The sequence below is a fragment of the Parapedobacter lycopersici genome, from assembly GCF_040395035.1.
Taxonomy (GTDB): Bacteria; Bacteroidota; Bacteroidia; order Sphingobacteriales; family Sphingobacteriaceae; genus Parapedobacter; species Parapedobacter lycopersici_A.
On the sequence record NZ_JBEBRB010000010.1, the window covers coordinates 1 to 20669 of the forward strand.

At 46.0% G+C, this 20669-nt stretch carries 15 protein-coding genes; 3 read left to right on the top strand and 12 right to left on the bottom strand.

Annotated elements, in window-relative coordinates; genetic code table 11:
- A partial coding sequence (locus ABWO75_RS04165) for an LptF/LptG family permease (RefSeq protein ID WP_353182864.1) occupies window positions 1-1424 on the top strand: 1424 nt, incomplete at its 5' end.
- 62 nt (window positions 1425-1486) lie between these two features.
- Window positions 1487-2704, top strand: a complete 1218-nt coding sequence (locus ABWO75_RS04170) for a bifunctional 3,4-dihydroxy-2-butanone-4-phosphate synthase/GTP cyclohydrolase II (protein ID WP_353182866.1) — start codon at window positions 1487-1489, stop codon at window positions 2702-2704.
- 44 nt (window positions 2705-2748) lie between these two features.
- On the opposite strand, the gene ABWO75_RS04175 is transcribed toward ABWO75_RS04170, so the two are convergent.
- The 12 genes from ABWO75_RS04175 to ABWO75_RS04230 all read right to left on the bottom strand — a co-directional run bounded on the left by ABWO75_RS04175 (window position 2749) and on the right by ABWO75_RS04230 (window position 18992).
- Window positions 2749-3831 carry a GumC domain-containing protein gene (locus ABWO75_RS04175; protein WP_353182868.1) on the bottom strand — a complete coding sequence of 361 codons (1083 nt, stop codon included), beginning with the start codon at window positions 3829-3831 and terminating at the stop codon, window positions 2749-2751.
- A gap of 34 nt (window positions 3832-3865) precedes the next feature.
- Complete coding sequence (locus tag ABWO75_RS04180; protein ID WP_353182870.1) at window positions 3866-6382, bottom strand: SLBB domain-containing protein; 2517 nt, start codon at window positions 6380-6382, stop codon at window positions 3866-3868.
- A 93-nt stretch (window positions 6383-6475) separates the two neighbouring features.
- The gene (locus tag ABWO75_RS04185) at window positions 6476-8152 is read right to left on the bottom strand and encodes a capsule assembly Wzi family protein (RefSeq protein WP_353182872.1); all 1677 of its coding nucleotides are present in this window, start codon (window positions 8150-8152) and stop codon (window positions 6476-6478) included.
- A gap of 39 nt (window positions 8153-8191) precedes the next feature.
- Window positions 8192-9889, bottom strand: a complete 1698-nt coding sequence (locus ABWO75_RS04190) for a capsule assembly Wzi family protein (RefSeq protein ID WP_353182874.1) — start codon at window positions 9887-9889, stop codon at window positions 8192-8194.
- A 43-nt stretch (window positions 9890-9932) separates the two neighbouring features.
- The gene (locus tag ABWO75_RS04195; protein WP_353182876.1) at window positions 9933-11072 is read right to left on the bottom strand and encodes a glycosyltransferase family 4 protein; all 1140 of its coding nucleotides are present in this window, start codon (window positions 11070-11072) and stop codon (window positions 9933-9935) included.
- A 3-nt stretch (window positions 11073-11075) separates the two neighbouring features.
- Window positions 11076-12176, bottom strand: a complete 1101-nt coding sequence (locus ABWO75_RS04200) for a glycosyltransferase family 4 protein (protein ID WP_353182878.1) — start codon at window positions 12174-12176, stop codon at window positions 11076-11078.
- Between the two features lie 38 nt (window positions 12177-12214).
- Entirely contained in the window at window positions 12215-13294 is a 1080-nt protein-coding gene (locus ABWO75_RS04205; RefSeq protein WP_353182880.1) for an EpsG family protein, read from the bottom strand.
- A gap of 6 nt (window positions 13295-13300) precedes the next feature.
- Window positions 13301-14218, bottom strand: a complete 918-nt coding sequence (locus tag ABWO75_RS04210) for a glycosyltransferase (protein WP_353182882.1) — start codon at window positions 14216-14218, stop codon at window positions 13301-13303.
- A complete protein-coding gene (locus ABWO75_RS04215) occupies window positions 14219-15280 on the bottom strand; it encodes a glycosyltransferase family protein (protein ID WP_353182884.1) in 1062 nt (353 codons plus the stop codon).
- A gap of 11 nt (window positions 15281-15291) precedes the next feature.
- Window positions 15292-16413 (bottom strand): non-hydrolyzing UDP-N-acetylglucosamine 2-epimerase, encoded by a 1122-nt coding sequence (gene wecB, locus ABWO75_RS04220; protein ID WP_353182886.1) that lies wholly within the window; start codon window positions 16411-16413, stop codon window positions 15292-15294.
- A 160-nt stretch (window positions 16414-16573) separates the two neighbouring features.
- Window positions 16574-17485: a glycosyltransferase family 2 protein gene (locus tag ABWO75_RS04225; protein WP_353182888.1), complete on the bottom strand. Its 912-nt coding sequence runs from the start codon at window positions 17483-17485 to the stop codon at window positions 16574-16576.
- A complete protein-coding gene (locus tag ABWO75_RS04230) occupies window positions 17472-18992 on the bottom strand; it encodes a lipid II flippase MurJ (protein ID WP_353182890.1) in 1521 nt (506 codons plus the stop codon). Before ABWO75_RS04230 ends, ABWO75_RS04225 begins: the two co-directional genes overlap by 14 nt.
- A 182-nt stretch (window positions 18993-19174) precedes the next feature.
- Between ABWO75_RS04230 and ABWO75_RS04235 the strand changes: the two genes are divergently transcribed.
- Window positions 19175-20602 carry an NAD-dependent succinate-semialdehyde dehydrogenase gene (locus tag ABWO75_RS04235; protein ID WP_353182892.1) on the top strand — a complete coding sequence of 476 codons (1428 nt, stop codon included), beginning with the start codon at window positions 19175-19177 and terminating at the stop codon, window positions 20600-20602.
- Window positions 20603-20669: the final 67 nt, after the last annotated feature.

Here is a 20669-nt window from a genome sequence, read left to right on the forward strand (position 1 = left end):
TTCTCATCGTGATGTTTGTGCTGTTGATGCTATTTTTGTTCAAATATATTGACGACCTGATCGGTAAGGGATTTGAGTGGTATGTCATTCTGAAGCTGCTCGCCTATCAATCGGCTGTTCAGATTTCCATGGCAATGCCATTGTCGATGCTGCTCTCCTCCATCATGACATTTGGCAATCTGGGCGAAAGCTATGAATTAGTCGCCATAAAAGCGGCAGGTATATCGCTCCGGAAAGCGATGATGCCGCTGTTTATTCTGGTATCGCTTTTCAGCGGCGGCGCCTTTCTATTCAGTGATTACATTCTTCCCATTGTAAATCTTAAAATGGGCGCATTGCTTTATGATGTCCGCATTAAACAGGCCGACTTTCTGATTAAGCCAGGTATATTTAACAATACTATACCTGGTTATTCCATTCGCGCAAAAGGCAAAAGCCGGGATGGTAAAATGCTGTACGACCTCATGATTTACGATCATAACACCAGCAATACGGCAAATGCGGTACTCCTTGCGAAAGAAGGGTACATCTATAACTCGCCTGACAATAATACCATGATATTGAAACTCAGGGATGGTGTGCGCTATGAAGATAGCCGGGCACGCAATGCCCGTGTATATAATCCCCGCCAGCAATTTACCCGGTTTTACTTCGATGAAACCGAGCAAAAGTTTGACATGTCGGTCTTTCAAATGAAGCGTACAGACGAAAGCCTGTTTAAAAGTCATCATGCCATGCTCAATCTCAAGCAGCTCCGGTATTATACAGATTCAAATGCCATGCAAATGGATAGCCTGCGTACAACGATACTGCCCGAAATCCAGTCACATTACTATTATTTCAGCACCTATTACAATAATGCGGACAATACGGGAACAATGAGGCCGGTCAGCTATCGCCAGCAATTTCTGGAAGCCATACCGGAAGAAAACCGTAACATGGCGATAAGCAGTGCCCAAAGCCAGATTCGGTATATTAAAGATATTCTCAACGTCAAAACCAACGAAGACGCATTCTATAGGGATAAAGACATACGGTATAACATTGAATATCAACGCAAATTTACGTTGGCCGTATCGTGTCTCCTGCTTTTTTGCATTGGTGCTCCATTGGGTGCGATCATACGAAAAGGAGGACTTGGCCTGCCGGTCGTTATGGCGATTATCTTCTTCCTTATCTATCATATTATCGCGACGGTAAGTGAAAAATCAGCTAAAGAAGGCAGTATTGATCCCTTTTGGGGAATGTGGATGGCTATTTTCATCTTATCGCCACTTGCTATTTTTCTGGCCTATAAGGCGGCGACAGACTCCGCCCTGTTCGACGTTGAACAGTATCGGATAAAAGCGGAAAAGGCATGGGCATGGATGAAACTTCGGTTCAACAGGCGGTCGAAAGCGGCCGTTAACCCCCAAAATTCTTGACATAGTAATTATAGATTCTCAAACGAAGTAACGTATCTTTGTGTATTTTCAGGGCATCATAAATGGACATCAGATTAAACACGATTGAAGAAGCAATCGAAGAAATAAAACGCGGGAAAGTAGTAATTGTCGTGGATGACGAAGACCGCGAAAACGAAGGCGATTTTATCACCGCCGCACATAATGCCACTCCCGAGGTGGTTAATTTTATGGCTACGCACGGGCGGGGGCTGGTATGTGTACCACTGACCGAGGAACGCTGTAAAGAATTGGATCTGGACTTAATGGTGGGTCGGAACACGGCAGTTTACGAAACCAATTTTACGGTATCTGTCGATCTACAAGGTTACGGCTGCACTACCGGAATATCTGCTTCGGATCGCTCAAAGACAATCCGGGCGTTAATTAATCCGGCGATAAAACCCGAAGAATTCGGCCGCCCGGGACATATTTTCCCCCTTATTGCGAAAGATGGTGGCGTACTCCGCCGTTCAGGGCACACGGAAGCAGCAATCGACCTTGCCCGTCTTGCCGGCTTTGAACCAGCTGGTGTATTGGTGGAGATACTCAAGGATGATGGCGAAATGGCTAGGTTACCGGACCTCATGCACGTTGCGAAACATTTTAACCTGAAGATCATTTCGATTAAAGACCTTATCGAATACCGACTCACCAAGGACTCCCTGATTACGCGGGAAGTTTCTGTGAATTTACCCACGACTTGGGGACAGTTTAATCTCATGGCCTATACCCAGAAAAATACAGGCGAACAGCACATTGCCATTTACAAAGGTAAATGGGAACCAGAAGAACCCATTCTGGTTCGGGTGCACAGTTCCTGTCTTACCGGTGATATTTTCGGCTCCTGCCGATGCGACTGCGGACCGCAGCTCCACCGTGCCCTGCAAATGATAGAGGCTGAGGGCAAAGGTGTAGTGGTATACATGAATCAGGAAGGCCGGGGTATCGGGCTCATTAATAAACTCCATGCCTATAATCTGCAGGAAAGTGGTCTAGATACTGTAGATGCCAATGTCCAGTTAGGTTTCAAACCCGACCATCGCGATTACGGTGTAGGTGCCCAGATCCTTCGCGATCTTGGCGTTACCAAAATGCGCTTGATGAGCAATAACCCAACGAAAAGAGCGGGTCTTATTGGATATGGATTGGAGATTATTGAGAATGTACCAATCGAGATTGAGTCGAATCCCTATAACGAAAAATACCTTCGCGCAAAGCGAGATCGCATGGGCCACACCATTATGAAGGAAAATCTTTAGGTTATTGTATATAGAAGAACTGCGGCCAGTAGGCGTAACATTGCTTACGCTTCCATGATCCGCCGATACAGGAATTTTCCCAACAATCCTAATCCGATAAAGACCCCACCGAGGAAACCGCCAAGAATAATACCCTTGGCTTTTCCTATCTTGTCATTTTTCAGTGGCAGAATGGGTTGGTCCAATGTTTGGATAATTGGCTTTTCATTACGTAATGTGATTTTCGCCAACTCTTGATTGGCTACCAACTCCTTCAATATTTCTGTATTGGCTTGCACATCTACCGTCCGTAGCTGGGAAGCCACACGTAAACTCTGAAATGCACGGTTGGGGTTGGGGTTCGCATCAGTGGCGGCTGCGACTCCGCGAATTGCCGAATTCAGTTCCTGTCGAACCGAATCCACCTGAAAAGTCAGCACATCAAGATTTTCCTGGGCACGTTTAGTACGCGTCCGGATATAAAAATCAGACGCATTGGCAATCAATTTCTCTACAAAGACCTTCGAGAACAGTTCGTCCGGACTTTCCAAACTTACCTCAATAATGTTTAATCTTTTATCCGGCTTTCTAACATTAAGGTGATCCTTGGTAATCGTTTTGTAGAACATCGCCATTAGGCTATCTTGTAGGTAAATACCGGTTGTATCCTGGAATTGGATGCCTGCAATCCGATTATTGCTTTTCCATTTCTTTCTTAGCCCCTTAAAATCAACATAACGATCAACCAATCGCTCTGATTTCCCATTGATGATTGCCATCGATAATAAAGTCTCATCGATCATGGAACGCGATTTCAGAAACTCGATGATATTGTCATCCTGGAAAAATCCGGCCGATTGACCCATTGCTCCCAAATTGATCCCAAATTGTGCCGCTATGCTTGCTGCTGCCCCCATTGATCCGCCCCCCGATTGTTCTTCCAGTACAAAGCTTAATGACGCGGTATACTGAGTCCGTTTAAACAATGCTACTCCCAAGCCAAGGAGGGCACCGATGATCACAAAAGTCAGAACCAGCCGCCATTTTTTCAATGAATAAAACAAAAAGGCATTAAAATTCAATAGCAATACCTTTAGGCTCACTTCCTGGTCATTTCCTTTTCCAATGTGCTTATCGTTGTCTGGCATGTTCAGGCATGTTGTTTTCTTGTATATGATCGGATTACCTTACAATTGTTACGATAATCGCCACCAGCGATGCCAAGCCCGTACTGAAACCCAGCCATTGCTGCGGCCCCATTCGTAAACGCTCTGGCGCCTGGGGTACAAATATCTCTGCTCCGGGTTTTACCGGTGGATAATTGTTAAAAAACAAGAATCGGTTTGTGCTTTTTACCGAGCCATTGGCATAAATGATATATGCGTTTTTCCGCAGTGCGCGCTGCGAAAACCCACCTGCCTGATTGATATATTGTTTAAATCCTTTGTTCGGTGCATAAATTGCCGTAGAAGGAGCCAATACTTCTCCCGAGACTTCCACTGTTTGAAGCTCTTTGGGTACACGGATGACGTCTCCGTCCTCCAAGATGAGATCACCTCTCGTTCCGGGCTTCTGGATAATCCGTTCCAAGTTGATTCCCACAAAATCATTGTTTAGATTACGGCTGAGATGAAGTTCATTAATGCTATTTGTATTTTGCTGGAGGTAACGTAACGCTACCATGCGCTCATATTCATCCTGTTGTTTCAATGTTTTTTCACTGCGCTCCCGTTCTGTTTCAGCCATTTTCTGTGTGATATTTCCCGCTCTTTTCAGTGAAGCCCCTTCAATATATGCAAACGGCGTAAAACCGCCAGCACGTTTGACAAGGTCCGAAATACGTTCATTCTTTTTTGTGATCGTATAACGCCCAGGATATAGCACCTCTCCCTCGATCTGTACGGTCTTTTGTGTTTCATACCCCGCTTCTGTACGGACGACGACGATATCAAATGGCATGAGTTCAAAATTCGCCTCGTCATCAAGCGTTCTATTAATATTGACCTGGAATATTTCTGCCGTTTGCGCAGCGATAGACAGTGCATCTGCATTCTTCATACGCCGGGATACTTCTATCCGTTTCGTAGAGGCGCTTTCCCGGAATCCACCGGCCTGCATAATAAGGTCTTGCAATGTCATTCCCGCTGCGTAATCAAAGATTCCCGGATTCCGTACCTCGCCGTCGATCCGTACCGAAAATTCTTCTTTCAGATCAAAGATCGACGAAATACGGATGACGTCCTCCCTTTTAAGTTCGACATCAGGTTCGGTGCCCGCTAAAATTGCTGCCACATTAAAAGCGATTTGTTCTGTCTGCAGGTCGTCCTGCAACCGGAGAATGTACCCCCGGTTTAGAAAAGCATCCTCTTTTACCCCTTCCGCTTTTTTAATCAACATTGACAATGTTAGACCGCTGCTCAATTCATACACACCCGGACGAAAAACAGCACCATTTATTGTTACCCGGTTGGCATAACGATCGAGGATTCTTCCCACAATGTATTGATCACCTGATTGAGGCTCAAATTGTCCCATTTGACTGGCCAGCAGATCCTCAATACGTTTTTCAGTTGCTGTATTGCGTGTTACCTTCACCCGTTCACGGTACGCTTCCTCGGTAAATCCACCAGCGTATCGCAAAAGGTCTTCAAACGTTTCAGTTGGTTTTAGCTCAAAGATGGCTGGCCGTTTCACCTCTCCCCGCAACTCAACCCGGCGCTGATACGGCGGCACCATCAGAATATCCTGGTCACGCAATCCCACGTTATCAGCGAACGCGCCGTTCATCAGTACATCATAGATATCAAGTGTGGCTATTTCTTTTCCCCCCCGTATCAAGCGGATATCCCTGAACGAACCCCGTGCTGTGGGGCCGCCGGAAAGGTACAGCGCATTGAAGACTGTTGCTACGGAAGGTAACGAGTAGGTTCCGGGGGTTTTCACTTCACCGGTAATCACAATTTTAATAGTCCTGACATTTCCTAAACTCACTAATATACGGGTATCGCCCGTTTTGATCGCCGGATATACCATGGCCATACGTTGTTCAATACGCGCTGCTGCTGCCTCCATAGTTAGGCCATTTACAGCGACTACTCCTACATAAGGAATAACAATATTGCCTTCGGGGGTCACCGTCAGGTTATGAAACGCTTCCGATTTTCCATAAATATCAATCAAGACCTGGTCATCCGGACCGATAACATAGTTGCTTGGTGTTGCCATGCGTAGGTTCGGCTCAAACCGCGCCGTCTGGCCCTCAAATAGACTGCTTCCGAATATCTCCAGTGAACCAGCGGAGATGGAATCGTCAGGTAGCGAATCAGTTGCAACTTTATTTGTTAACGACGACGAATCACTCACTTCCCGGTTCACCACCGGACGGTCAATGGGTGCAGGAGGTTGGTTAGAAGTAGAACCTTGTCCGCCCTGGATACGCTCAATACGTTTACGCAGTTTTTCTACTTCTTCAACAGGCATACCCCGCTGTAACGCCATTTGCTCCATTTCAGCCTCCGACAGTCCAGAGGCCTGAGCCTGCTGTAAGTACGTCTGGATTTGCGCATCGGATAACTCGTCGACACGCACAGTGGAAAGATCATCAGGATTAATGGTCTGTGCCCACACGGACGGCAAACCGAGCCCCACGACAAATACCACAATCAATCCAATAAAACGCAGCCCCATAGTTGAAAACATTAGATGATGCACCTGTTTTTAAACATCATTGATTTAGCAGGTGTAAAAGTAGTGTGTTTTTCCGTTTTATCCGGTTAAGATAGTAGAAAAACATTAAAAACGATACATGACCCCTAATTTCATTAAAAAGTTAGACTTATCCTGCGGCGTGAATCCCCAATACCCAACGGTGTTCTGGAAGTCAAATCCGTATTGATAATTGTAGGCATGGATATATTGTACAGCCAGGCTCCCGAGCCAACGCTGGTAATCCCAAACCGCGTAGCCTTCAAAACTGAGATCTACCCAATTGCGTCGAAAGTCAGGTCGATTAATATAAAAATTCGCAAAATCCTCATCATGTGTAAACCGTTCTACCCGTAGCCCCGCCTGTTTCATTCCTTTGACCCAGCCAAGGTCAAGCGATTGCAGGTTACTTCCAGGACCAATACCGGCACCCAGCACCTGTCCACGGTGTGTATAGCCATGATGACCATGTACATACCACGGTCCCGCAGCACGTATCCGACGGGTGTTTGTCACCCCCATTTGGGTAATTTCAGCAGCAATCTGCAAGTAGGTCTCTCGCACCTCATTCAATGGGACGAGCTTTCGCAATCCGAAAATATAAGCCCTGGTATGATCCAGTTGTACAATACCATCCCGACCATCCCAGGCATGGTCATTACGTCCGTATTCGCCATATAACTCAAAATGGGCCGCAGGTAATGCCCATCGGACGAACAGCGAAATTACCTGATCGCTGGGTAGATCTTCACTACCGTCGTTATTGGTGACACTATTTTTAGACACCCCGCCAAAAATAGGGAAATAGGCGCCAAAGGAATTATTCATATCGTCGCGGTAAATGGTAAATGCTCTCGCAAAACCCAGGCTGAAGCCGGGTACCCACTTCGGTTGGTAGCTAAGCACCATCCCTGAAAAATACCGCCAGTCGCCCCTGCGTTCACGCTGGTAAGCCGAATGGATGCTCGTATCACCCAGCAGGGATGCCGGATAACCCGATGCTTCCAGTCGCCCCCCTACGATTTGCCCCTCAAATGAACCAATTATTGTGTTTATGGGTTTGGTTGTGTTCAATGTTACATGACGGAACCCCGGCGCGTTGTTGCTCATGATAATGGCATTGCGCCGGCCCGGTCCCCACCAGATATTCTCCGTGGAAAAGCCCAGCGACGCTCCCTTATAGGTCAGTCGGACACTGCTTTGGCCCGGATATACTTTTGAATAACTACCGTTACCAAACAATTCCGGCGCATCAAATCGATTTCCTATCCTACTATACCAATTGCGATCCGGTCCTGCCGCCCCGCCATATCCCTCGTACCGGCGGTTCTGTGCATAAACAAATTCCGGGTTCAGTTGTACGCTGATGAATTTATACTGTGCGAAAATGCCGGCGCTGGCATACATCTGATAGCCTCTTGCAGGAATCGTTGCACCATCGTTCCAACCATAGGGATACGCAGATACCAGCTGGTGCCTCATCGTTACGGGCAACGGCTTTACGATAAAGCCGGCCGGGGACCGGTATCCTGTGGCAGACATCGCAGGACTATTACCATCATCTTTTCCATCGGCATATTCCACATCACCCAATGGCTGCACATTAAATGAGATGGTAGAGTCTAATGCACCAAGTAACTGGCGACGCCGATAATAATCTGTTAATTCGGGGAGATTCAATGGAACGGTCTGCGCTATTCCCCCGAGAGCGAATAACATCATTCCAACTACCATACCTACTGTTCCCGTATATTTGGTTCTCATAATTGTTGTTTACTGCCTGTCTAATTTTCGTTGTGAAGTCTATTTAAACCGATAGGATATACCCAGCTGCATCATGAAGTTTCCTCTATCTTCCCTTCCAAAATTCCAGAAATCATTCTGCGGAACAGGCTGGCTGAATTCATACCGGTAGTTATGTGCATAAGAATAGCCCATATTACCGTAAAACAACAGATTCTTATAATTCCAATTGGCATATCCAGAAAACGTCAGATCTACCCATGAGCGCCGCAGATCATAAACATAGGTATAAAAAAAGTCTTCATTCCGTACCAGTCGTTCCACTTTTAGGCCGACCTGCTTAATATCTCTGATCCAGGAAAAATCAAAACTCTGTACGTTACTCCCTGGTCCGATACCCGCCCCCAATACTTGACCGCGGTGCGTATATCCATCCCGGACAATTGGGTGGGTATACCACGTTTGGCTGTTTCTTAAAAAATGTGCAGGAGGCCTTGATAGCTCTGTGGCCTCAAATGCTAGCTGGAAATAGTCGCCCGGCGAAAACGACAAGGGAACCAGTTTTCGGAACCCCAGGACAAAAGCCCTTGACTGATTGGGTCTTACCACCAAATCCCGGAAGTTTGCTGCACTGTTGTTCCGGCCATATTCACCGTATACTTCGATGTGAGCGGCCGGCATTACCCAGCGAAAAAAAGCAGAATGGTATCGATCACGGGTTGTCCGGGTCTTCCGCTCTTTTCCCAGATCGTCCAGGTAGGTTATCGTTTTAGGGGTCGACTTTAAAAAGGGAAGGTAGTCATTAAGCCCAGATAAATGGTCCATATTAGCGATAAACGTACCGATATATCCTAATGAGAGACCTGGGATCCACTTAGGCTGATAGCTTACGATCATGCCTGAAAAATACCGATCGTCTTTTGGCTTTTCTATATAATATTGTTCAAAATGCTGCAGCTCCTTATCGCTAGACGGAGGAAAGCCTGACTGTTTTAGTTTGCCACCAACCAACTGGGCCTCGAACAAGCCTACCGGAGTAGCCACTGGTTTGGTAGTGTTAATCGTAAAATGCAGAAATCCGGGTGCCGTGTTACTCAACAGCAGGGCGTTTTCCCGACCCGGTCCCCACCACAGATTTTCTGTGGAGACCCCAATTGAAATCGGATCAAAATTAAATCGAAGGCTACTCTGTCCGAGGTATGCCCGTGCGTATCCATTCCTCCCGAAATACTCCGGCATGTCAATTTTATTGCCGACTGCACGATACCATTCGAGGCCATAACCTCGCAAGTTTCCCATACCATCATAAAATCCTGTACTTGCTGCCATCAACTCGGGTTGCAGCTGTAATGTAATAAATTTATACTGTGCAAAAATGCCTCCGGTTAAAAACGCCTGCATTCCTTTTGAGGGAACCAACGGTCCGTCGTTCCAACCATAGGGGTGCGAACTATTCAACTGGTATTGAAATCGGGCGGGAAGCAATTGTACTGCGAGGCCGCCTTGGTCAGGGTGTTCATAAATATAAGGTGCCGACTGAGCGTCTCCCAGGGGATCGAATAAGTTGGTCCGGCCAAGCGCCGCCGCCGTTAAGGGTCTGATCACAAAAGAAATCGAAGAGTCTACCAATCCCAGCAACTGATCCCTACGATACTTATCTTCCAATACCGGCGTGCCTACCGGCAATACCTGGGAAAATACAAATTGGCTCCCCAACAACAGTAAAAACAGTGAGAGTAAGTCCTTTTTCCAGCTCATAAACACAAATTAGTCAGTAAATTAAGTAATGTAATCACAAATATCATACCTCAACCGATTTATTTTCCAGCATTGCGCCAATGCTGCGCAGGTAAATTGAAATCACCTTGTCTTCTCCAAAAGCCTCATGAACCTTTTCCCGGCCCAATTGCCCCATTTTTATTTTTTCCTGCGTGGTCAAATTCAAAAACTGTTTCATTCGCTCCGCGAGGGACAATTCACTTTTAGGTGCCGCAATCAAGCCTGTTTTTCCATGCTCAACAACATCCCGGCAACCGACATTATCAGTAGTGATAATCGGCATTTCCATGCTCGCAGCTTCCAACAGGCTTTTTGGTACGCCTTCACTATAATAGGACGGGAAAACAAAACAATTTGCCTTTTCCAGATACGGTAATACGTTATCTGTACTGCCGAGGTAGGTAATGAGTCCATCCTTTTCCCATTGTATTAATTTTTCACGGGGTATAGCCGACGGGTTTTCAATATCAAGAAACCCGAGTAGCAGACACGTAAAGGAATGCCCCTCTTCCAGGAGTCGCCTTACAGATGAGACCAATACCTCCACCCCCTTCTCATAAAGCATTCTTCCGGTAAATAGAAAAACTGTTTCCGTAAAATCTAGGGGTACCCGACGTTCAAATATCGAAGTATTTATACCTTCCCCCGGTAGGAGTTGCATTTTTTCCTGAGACAGGCCGATATGTTTACGGAAACTGGCCTGGTCCTCCCGGTTCAGAAACCATACCGCATCCGCCTTCGGAAGTGCATACCGGTAAAGCCACCTGCCTGCCAATGATACCAGGTTCCGATTGTTAAACACATAACCCAACCCGGTGGTTACTGCAATGGTTGGTATACCCAGTTTTTTTGCAGCCAGCACGCCATAAATATTAGGTTTAATGGTATAATGAAAGATGAGATCAGGTTTGTAATGTTTGTATACCGACAGCAATTCACGATAAAACGCCCACTCATCAATTGGGTTCTTGCCACTCGCCCGTAGTTTTTCCAGCCGGATTACGTCAATAGCTGCTTCCATCATTTTATCCGAATAAGCGTCGTACGGTGCTGCCACGGAAACACGGAATCCTAAGTCGCGTAATGTTTTCATTAACCCCAACCGGAAATTGTACATACTCCATGCGGTATTCGCCACGAATAAAATACGTTTACCTTTCATGCATTATTTACTAATTTTTGGGTCATTGAATTCCTGCAATGCGGCTAACAGCGACGTAGTAAAATCAGGTCTGTCCGCAAAGTAACGTCGACCGTTCTCTGCGATTTTTTGGCATAGAGCAGCATTGGTCACGACGTGTTTCATCCGCATCAGAGACATTTCCCATTGCTTCTCATTGCTGTTATCTATCAGTATACCGGTATGCTGGTCCAGAACATATGCTGGGATCTCTCCCACCGGTGTAACGAAACATACTAGTCCGTGTTGCATGGCTTCGATAACGGACATTGCCATTCCCTCATTACTGCTTAACTGCAGGTAAAAATTATATTGTGAAAAAATGGCACTTCGTTCAGCAGGTGCAAATTCACCCTTCCAACACACGTATGCTTCTAATTGGTTCGCCTGAATAGCCGCATCTACCGCCTGTTTGTCGCCGTCGTCCCTACCATACAAATCTAATCGCGCGTCAACGCCTTCGCTACGCAACCAGCCGATAGCTTCCACAGCTTGCGGCACATTTTTCATTTTATGCAACCGCCCTACAAAACAGAACTTTTTTTCGGAATAAACGGGTGTTATGCTGTTTTCGGATGCTTTCCGTGTGAGGAAAGAAAGCACTTTTGCACGATCGCCTTGGGGTAAATGTAATTCCGCAAAATACCGGGTGGCCTCACTATCAACATACAATGCATCGGCCATCCGGGCTGCCTGCTTGGTAAAAACCCGATCGGCTGCGTGAAAAAATTTGTTGATGTGTACCATAGCTACATAGCGGACTTGGGGGTTTGCCCACTTATACCATGTCGCCGGTACTGCCGCCCGCCAAAGGGAGCTAACCACAATGTCAGGAGAAAACCGACGGATGGAATGCAGCACAGCCGGCAGTCGAAAACACAATCCCAACAGCGAAAAATCATATAATTCTAGTCGCGATTTCACGGAACCGGGAATGTCCTTTAACAGTTCCGGATCTGATTTTCCCAGCAATATTGCCTTGAAGTCATATGCAGCTACCAATCCACCTAATGCAGAAAGAAAAGCAATTTCTGCTCCACCTGTACGGATGCCGTGAATAATATATAATAGCTTTTGTTTTTTCATCGAGTTGGCGTAGGCAAAGATAGTGGATCTCCCAAAATCTACAATATCCGGTACGGTTGCAGGATATCTGGATGAATCATCATGAAGCCATAATACATTGCAAGCAGACAAAAGATCAGGCGGACGACAGTTGTTGCCAGCTGTTCTTCCAGTTTGATCCGCGACTCCACTGCCTTAAACAAATATGGTAGCGCAAACAGCACCATACCAAACAAAAGTGAGGAGAGCCGCTGCATAATCGAAAAAGAAATAAAGAGTAAATTGATGAATGATCCCAGGGAAAGTGCTATAAATAAGCCCTCAACCAGACGTTTGGGATAATAAGCTAACAGCGATTTCCAGCACAGCAAAAATCCAAGCATTACCAATTGGGCAATAGCCGAAATAGCATATCCACCCCGGCCAAACTCATTGTCCAACACATACCGTGTCAATGTATCTGGTAAACCAATTAAATTAAAAATCAATACGATTGGATCGAAAAAACCGCCTACCAACCCCACAATAGGAAGTAAAAAATAGACAAACCGATTACGGAATACTGCAAATGCCAGCATAAAAGGTAATACGATCAGTACAGAACTATGAATAAAGGCAAACACAATGACTAATAAGAACGAACGCCCGTAATGTTGTTGCAAAAACAGGAATATCGCCCACATCCCGACACCGGCCGCTAACGCATAGCGAATTTGCGTGAAGTCCCGGTAAAAAAAAAAGAACCCCACATAGATCAATAGTGAAGTAAATGGGAAAGGGCTTTTTTTGAAAATGAGTGTATAGTTCACAAGGCCGGTCATAACCGCCATCACCATAAAGACCACGTGGATACTCATTCCCGCCGAGTTAACCAGCTTATTCAACAGCATATATCCCCGCTCAATAGAGGAAGTATAATCACCCTGCCATAATTCTTCCCATGATAATCCCCCGGCTTGCTGGAACGCTCCCCAGTAATTCAGGCTGTCATTATCTACGCCTACGGCCCGAAGCCCTGCGAATAACGTGAGCGCCAAGCATTGCAACACAAAAAAAATCAGCTGTATATGACGATCCTTCACGAAGTCGAACACGACCATGGCGGCAGAAAAGAAAACGAGGATATAATAATAGACCATCCCGAATTATCGTTCAGTTATCGTTTTTCTCAACAGTGTCTTCACCAACAGTATCGCCTGATTACCTCCCAAACTAAACCGGTTACGCCGGACGATCCGGAGTCGCTCAGGCAAACCTGCGCTCATTACAAATTTAAAATATTCTTTGAATACATGCCGTTGGCTATCATCCAGTTGATCTTTATAATGTTGATAAAAAGCATACACGGCATCGAAATGACGGCGATCTACAACACCTTCATCGGTAAAAAACCACCTTTTTGCCTGCTTCCAACGATTTACATGGTGCGCAGTTACATTGTCTCCATGTTGCCGGTACAGCATCAATACCTTATCAATATACCGAAGCTGACCGAAACATAATGCACCCAATGTAATCAGGTGGTCATGCATCACAACAGTCGCCGGCGGCCTCCCAAGTATATTTATCAACGCTCGATTCATCATCATTGAGCAACCCTGGATACCCGAATTTAGAAACAGGAAATTGTCGAGCATAGTCGGATGCAACCGCGTTACCTGGCGCTTGATAACCCGTCCGTTATTCAGGTAGTAGGCATTCGAGTACACCAACGCGGGGCCATCCATTGTCATTAACGCTGACAGCATGATCTCAATCTTATCCGGCAACCAGCTATCGTCCTGGTCGCACAGCATGACAATGTCAGCGTCTGTATGTGCCAAAAGGTGTAAAAAGTTATGTGCTGCTCCAACACCATTTACATTGTCCGATAGCATTCGGATTCGGTCATCCTGTTTAGAAAAACCGGCTACGATATCAGTTGTTGTATCTGTGGAACCGTCATCGTGGATTAACAACCGCCAATGAGGGAATGTCTGGGCTTGCAAAGACCGAATCTGTTCCTCAATATAGGCTGCACCGTTATAGGTGGCCATGAGTATTTCCACTGCCGGTTGTTTCATTTACTTGCCGGTTAAAATCGTTTTAATGTCTATCTGTCGATGCTGTTCAATCATTCCCCGAGCGACAGCCTGATTTACTGCACTTTTCCTTGCCGTGACCTGCGAAGAAAATGATTCATATGCTAGGTATTCGTAACCCATTGCGGCAAAGTCACCAATATGTACACTTTTCACAATGGGGATCATGCCATAATATAAGTATTCCACCAATTTGGTTGGACAGGCAACCCGGTTGACCGGAATATCGTCGCGTAATACGATTCCATAATGGGCTGCCCGGTAATAATCTCCTAGCTCCGACGGGGTTACTGTCTGCACATGCACATTATGCAGGGCAACGCCTTCCGCTGCTAACCTTTTTTTCATCACTATCGGTTCACCGGTAAGGATATCATACCGGATGCGATTGTCCTGGTTTGTCTTAATCAATTGGATCATGAGATCAATATTTTGCCACGACTGCAAATTCCCACTGTAAATAACCCTTACTAACCCATCATCGGTAATACTTTCACCTGGGGTCAGCGGCATTGAAGGGTCCAGGTGTGCTGGAAAAATCCCATAACGTACATACGTCGGTGACGACTGCGGATATTTCTTCCGAAGGTACGTCTCCATGGCTTCAGTGACGACCAATACTAGATTTACTCGGATAATGGCCATCCGCTCCACCAGCGCGTACAGGAAACTTTTAAATCGCCGCCCTGCAAGCTGTTGTTCTTCAGGTACTACGCCATGAGCATCTAATATGACAAATGTCTTTTTCCTGAGAAAAGGGAAAAGTGGTAAAATTGGAAGCAGGTTAATTACGGAATGGATATAAATAGTCTGTGCACTTCGCAGCTGCTTGAGGATTAAAAAAAAATGGCGAAAAAGATTATATCGATACTGGATAGCCCGCTCGCCAACAGGCTCGGCTTCGCTTTGAAAAAAACGCCGGTGCGATACAAATAGGTATTGGCGATCAACAGGCTGTATCTGCTGATCTATTGCCAGTATGCGCTGAGCCATTCCTTCATGCCGGTTTTTTTCATTCGGAAAATCAGCCAATATCAATACCATATCTTTTCCGTTTATTGTCCATTGTTCAGCAGCGTTTCGGCAATGCGCTGAGCACTCTTACCATCGCCATATGGATTTGTGGCCTGAGACATGATGGCGTAAACAGCAGGATCCTGGATTAATCTTTCTGTTTCCTGAATAATGCATGTCTTATCGGTGCCTACTAATTTGACTACGCCTGCATTTACTGCTTCCGGTCGTTCCGTCACATTACGCATAACCAGCACTGGTTTTCCCAGCCCTGGAGCTTCTTCCTGTATCCCTCCACTATCTGTAATGATAATGTACGATCGGATCATAAGCCACGTAAACGCAGGATACCCTAGCGGTGAAAGCAATTTTATATTTGGAACACCGCTCAATCGGTCGTATACCGGGCCTTGTACACTGGGATTCAAATGTACTGGAAAAACTATTTCTACCTCATTTCTGCTAGCGATTTCATGGAGCGCATCGCAGATATTTGCCATGCCTTCGCCCTGATTTTCTCGACGATGAGCAGTTACCAGAATCAGCTTCTTTTGTAGATTTACCGTTGATTGTAGGGTACGAATCTCTTCATCTGAATAATGATTCAGGCGCTCCCTGGCCCAATATAATGCATCGATCACCGTATTGCCTGTCACATGGATAGCTGATTCAGGAACACGTTCGTTCAATAAATTATGCTTTGCAAAATCTGTAGGAGCAAAATGTAGGTTTGCTATCCGTCCGGTCAACTGTCGGTTTACTTCTTCCGGAAACGGCTCATACAGGTCGTATGTGCGTAATCCGGCTTCTATGTGGGCGACCGGAATCTTCGCATAGTACGCCGCCAACGCAGTGACGGAAGAAGTGGAAGTATCACCGTGCACCAGCACCATATCGGGGGCAAACCGCTGCAATACTCCTTTTAACCCCAGCAAGATATCCGAAGTCAATTCATACAAATCCTGATTATAGCGCATCAAGTCAAGGTCAAAATCAGGAACAAGCTCAAAAAAACGGAGCACTTGATCCAACATTTCCCGATGCTGTGCTGTTACGCACACCTTTAGGTCAATCCGTTCCGGATAGCGTTGCAGCGCTTTAACTACCGGGGCCATTTTTACTGCTTCAGGTCTGGTGCCAAATACTATTAAAAATTTTTTCATCCGAAAATCACTTGTCTTTTATGGGTGTTTATTAAGCCCATATTTTCATCATTTTTACACAAGGTGCAAACAGAATAGATTCGCTGCAAGATGTCTTTTGGTAATTTCGCTTATCCATTGTCACTTCCTGCAAGATGTGTCGCCCGTACAAAATTGTCCTTCAGGCTTTGGCTATGCGATACATTAATCTGAAATATTGCTTGTCCCAGCGACGCAAGCCCGCCAAAAATAGACGTAATAGCAGCAATATCCGCACAAAAAAAACAGTAATCTGGCTTTTATGCTTCTTAAAAAACAAAAATTTCCCTTTGGTGAAACGCGCCAGTTTGATAAAGTACTTTGCTGCCGATTGGGATCCCCCTTCCAGATGCACCACCCGCACCTCGGGAAGCAATATGGTTCTCCATCCAAGCCGCTGTGCCCGGAAGGCAAAATCTGTTTCTTCAAAATAAAGAAAATAATCTTCATCCAGTCCATTTAGCTGACGATATATCTCCGCCCGGACAAACATGGAAGCACCGGAAACAAAGTCGACTACTTGCGATGTATTGAAATGGCATACAACCCCCTGCGACAGGTGTGTAGCATAATACCCCCTAAATACACGGTCCATTCCAAACTGAAAAAGCAACTCAGAAACAGAGGGAAAATTCCCGTACGATGCCTGTTTATTACCCGCTGCATCTAGTAAATCCGTGCCGCAAATCGCAACGTCAGCATGCTTTTCATCTTCCATGTAATCAACAAGTATCGAGGTCGCATCATCTAACAAGTAGGTATCCGAATTCAATAGGTAGAGATATTTACCTATTGCCACGGCTGCACCTCGATTATTTGCTCCAGCAAAACCAATATTAGCATCATTTTGCAACAATCGGATACCCGTGCATGATGATAGTACCGCAATAGAATGATCCTGTGAATGATTATCAACAACGATTATCTCATGCGGTAGCGTAATGCAATATTGTCGGATAGACTGGATACACTGGAGTACCAATTCGGGGGTTCGATAGTTAACGATAATGAAAGAAACCGTTACATCTTCAGAAAATCGCTTATTTTCGTCCATATCGCATCACATTTCTCCAGCCTTTCTTCAAGTATACCAGTTCTTCCGCACGGAAAATTAACATGAGGAGCAATAAAACCAGCCCAATAACGGCTAAGTGACAAACGATCGCAAAAATAGGATGTTGCGACTGCATTCCCAATTGGGTTATTGCCAATTTAGAAAATACCACCAATAAAACAAGCATTCCCAGATACCGGATAGCAGGCATAATCAATCTACGATTGTCACCCGGAAATTTCAGGAACATAATAACAGCCGACAAAATATGGCTCAGTAGTAAAGAAATCGGAAATACATACACACCCCAATCCCGATAAAAAAGGAAATTCAGCGCAATCATTAGAAGCTGTGGGATTACGCCCAATACAGCATATATCCAGCCTTGATTAGCGGATAGCAGCGCTAATCCAAAAATAAGGTACGTAAAAATTACGAGCGAGGACCACGCATAATATACGGACAGCTCGCTGATCAGGGTTACCGCATCCGGCGTGATCAGGTCCCCGTGATCTAAGATCAGCGTAATCAGTTCACGAGCCGAGGAAGAAAAAAAAGTAATAATAAATGCGACAACCAATAATCCGAGTTGGAATACCTGCCTAAACTCCTGCAAAAAACCCGTCCGGTCCTTCTTTGCAAACCGGGAAGACAGTACGGGAACCAGCAGTGTCAGCATGACGCTCGACATTACCTGCATGGGGATATCGATAAATTTACGCGAATAGTCCATTACTGATACCGTTCCTTCCCCCAGCAAATTACCTAGCGATTTTTCAATAACCAGGTTCAGTTGAACAAAAAAGTAAGGTACGAAAAAAGGTAGGGCATATAAAAAAAAAGGCATAAAATCGCTCATCCGGATCTGGTTAAATCCACTGAAAATCGCGATCTTTTTTCGTCTCAACTGGCGGATAACCAGGATAAGCATCAGGATAAGCCCGAAATAATACGCGACAAGCAATGAAAAAATGCCCATATAGGGCGCCAAAAAGAGCAGGGACACGATATTGACGAGTGCGGCTACCGAACTCGTAATTTCCGGCAGGAAATAAGACTCATAGGCATTAAGTACACTAATGCCAATATGACTGAATTGGTTGAACAGTAACGACGGTGTTAGCACCAGCAGCATGAGCGAAAGAAATTGGAGTTGTTCTTCCTCAAACCCGGGAGCCAGCATTTTCGCGATGGGAACGCGTAGCAGTATAACCATACCAACCAAAACCATGGATAACAGGGCGGTCAGCAGCAGCAATGATTTCGTTTTGTTAAGCACTGCCTGTTCACCCAGTTCCTCCTTAAGTAGTACAAACTTAGCACGGAAGGTTTCATTGACGGGGCCCCATACCATGGCTTCAGCCACCACAATGAAATTTAAGGCCAGCAGCCAGACATCCCGCTCCAGTGAAATCCCGAAATAGCGGGCTGCCAGCGAAAGGCCAAACACCGACAACCCCATCCGCACAAACCGCAACAAGAATAATATGGTGGTATTTTTGATCAACTTTCCTAAATTTATGGAATGAAAAGCACCAATATGGCCGGCATCAATATGCTACGCATCAAAAATAGTAAAATAAACGAGCTGTGGATAGCCCCCCTGGAAATGACTACCACAGGCAGAACAAAACCGTTGAGTATGTCGGTTGTTTGTATATCATCAACAAACATTATATTTTATTAAATATGCAAGACCATCTCATTACCAACAAAGCCTATATTAACGGAAAATTCCTCCGCGGGAAAAAACAGTTTGACGTCATTAATCCCGCCGACGGGTCGACTATCGGTTCGGTACCTGACCTGGATATTACTGCCTGTAAAAAGGCTATAGATCAGGCATACGATGCCTGGCCGGCATGGCGCGACACTCCCGTTGCCGCACGCAGCGCGGTTGTATATCAATGGTATGTCTTAATTACCCAGCATAAAGAGGCACTTGCCCGGATCATGACCCTGGAAAGCGGAAAGCCCCTTGCTGAAAGCCTTACCGAGGTGAACTATGGCGCCTCTTTTGTAGAATGGTTTGCCGAAGAAGCCAAGCGGGCGTATGGCGAAACCATCCCTGCGCCCAAAGCCGATCAGCGGCTCGTCACTATTCGCCAACCCGTGGGCGTAGTTTCCGCCATTACGCCGTGGAACTTCCCGTTGGCCATGATTACCCGGAAAGTTGCACCTGCATTGGCCAGCGGCTGTACCGCCGTGTTGCGGCCGGCATCTGAAACACCGCTGACCGCACTGGCGCTGGCGGTACTTGCGGATCAGGCTGGTTTCCCTCCCGGGGTATTCAATGTGATTACTGGCAAAGACAGCAGTGGCATGGGAAAGGAATTAACCACCAACGAAAAGGTCCGGAAAATCTCCTTCACCGGCTCTACAGCCGTAGGCCGCCAGTTGATGGAACAGGCCGCCGGCACCATCAAAAAAGTATCGCTGGAACTCGGCGGCAATGCACCTTTTCTCGTTTTTGACGATGCCGATGTCGATGCTGCGGTGAGTGGCGCGATTGCCGGTAAATTCCGTAATTCCGGCCAGACCTGCGTATCCGTAAATCGGTTCCTGGTACAAGACGGTATATTTGATGCCTTTGCCAAAAAACTGACCGCCGCTGTTAAAAAACTCCGGGTAGGGAACGGCCTGGAAGAAGGTGTTCAGGTAGGCCCGCTTATCAATCAAAAGGGCCTGGAAAAGGTAAAGGCACATGTATCAGACGCGCTCACAAAGGGTGCCATGCTACTGACGGGGGGAAAAGCAAAAAAAGGCCTCTTTTTCCAACCCACGGTGCTTGCCGACGTACCAGCGGATGCATACATCGCTCGTGAAGAGACTTTTGGGCCTGTATGCGCATTATTCCGATTTAAAACGGAAGAACAGGGCATTGCATTGGCCAATAACACCGAATTTGGATTAGCAGCTTATTTTTACAGTCGTGATGTAAACCGTTGCTGGCGGGTATCCGAAGCGCTGGAAGCAGGCATGGTGGGGGTGAATACCGGATTACTTTCTAATGCAGTAGCTCCCTTTGGCGGCATTAAACAATCCGGAATCGGCCGCGAAGGTTCCAGGCATGGACTCGACGAGTATACGGAACTAAAGTATCTTTGTTTCGGATAACGGATGAGCTTCCCACCCTTTACCGCCTTTGGCAGAAACCAAATGGATTCGTATTTTTACGGCAGAT

Excerpts from the sequence above, each read along its gene's own strand:
- ABWO75_RS04180 (WP_353182870.1), bottom strand. The coding sequence starts at position 6,382 with ATGTTTTCAACTATGGGGCTGCGTTTTATTGGATTGATTGTGGTATTT.
- ABWO75_RS04205 (WP_353182880.1), bottom strand. The coding sequence starts at position 13,294 with ATGGTCTATTATTATATCCTCGTTTTCTTTTCTGCCGCCATGGTCGTG.
- ABWO75_RS04225 (WP_353182888.1), bottom strand. The coding sequence starts at position 17,485 with ATGGACGAAAATAAGCGATTTTCTGAAGATGTAACGGTTTCTTTCATT.
- ABWO75_RS04210 (WP_353182882.1), bottom strand. The coding sequence starts at position 14,218 with ATGAAACAACCGGCAGTGGAAATACTCATGGCCACCTATAACGGTGCA.
- ABWO75_RS04175 (WP_353182868.1), bottom strand. The coding sequence starts at position 3,831 with ATGCCAGACAACGATAAGCACATTGGAAAAGGAAATGACCAGGAAGTG.
- ABWO75_RS04215 (WP_353182884.1), bottom strand. The coding sequence starts at position 15,280 with ATGGTATTGATATTGGCTGATTTTCCGAATGAAAAAAACCGGCATGAA.
- ABWO75_RS04185 (WP_353182872.1), bottom strand. The coding sequence starts at position 8,152 with ATGAGAACCAAATATACGGGAACAGTAGGTATGGTAGTTGGAATGATG.
- ABWO75_RS04190 (WP_353182874.1), bottom strand. The coding sequence starts at position 9,889 with ATGAGCTGGAAAAAGGACTTACTCTCACTGTTTTTACTGTTGTTGGGG.
- ABWO75_RS04195 (WP_353182876.1), bottom strand. The coding sequence starts at position 11,072 with ATGAAAGGTAAACGTATTTTATTCGTGGCGAATACCGCATGGAGTATG.
- ABWO75_RS04170 (WP_353182866.1), top strand. The coding sequence starts at position 1,487 with ATGGACATCAGATTAAACACGATTGAAGAAGCAATCGAAGAAATAAAA.
- ABWO75_RS04235 (WP_353182892.1), top strand. The coding sequence starts at position 19,175 with ATGCAAGACCATCTCATTACCAACAAAGCCTATATTAACGGAAAATTC.
- wecB (WP_353182886.1), bottom strand. The coding sequence starts at position 16,413 with ATGAAAAAATTTTTAATAGTATTTGGCACCAGACCTGAAGCAGTAAAA.
- ABWO75_RS04200 (WP_353182878.1), bottom strand. The coding sequence starts at position 12,176 with ATGAAAAAACAAAAGCTATTATATATTATTCACGGCATCCGTACAGGT.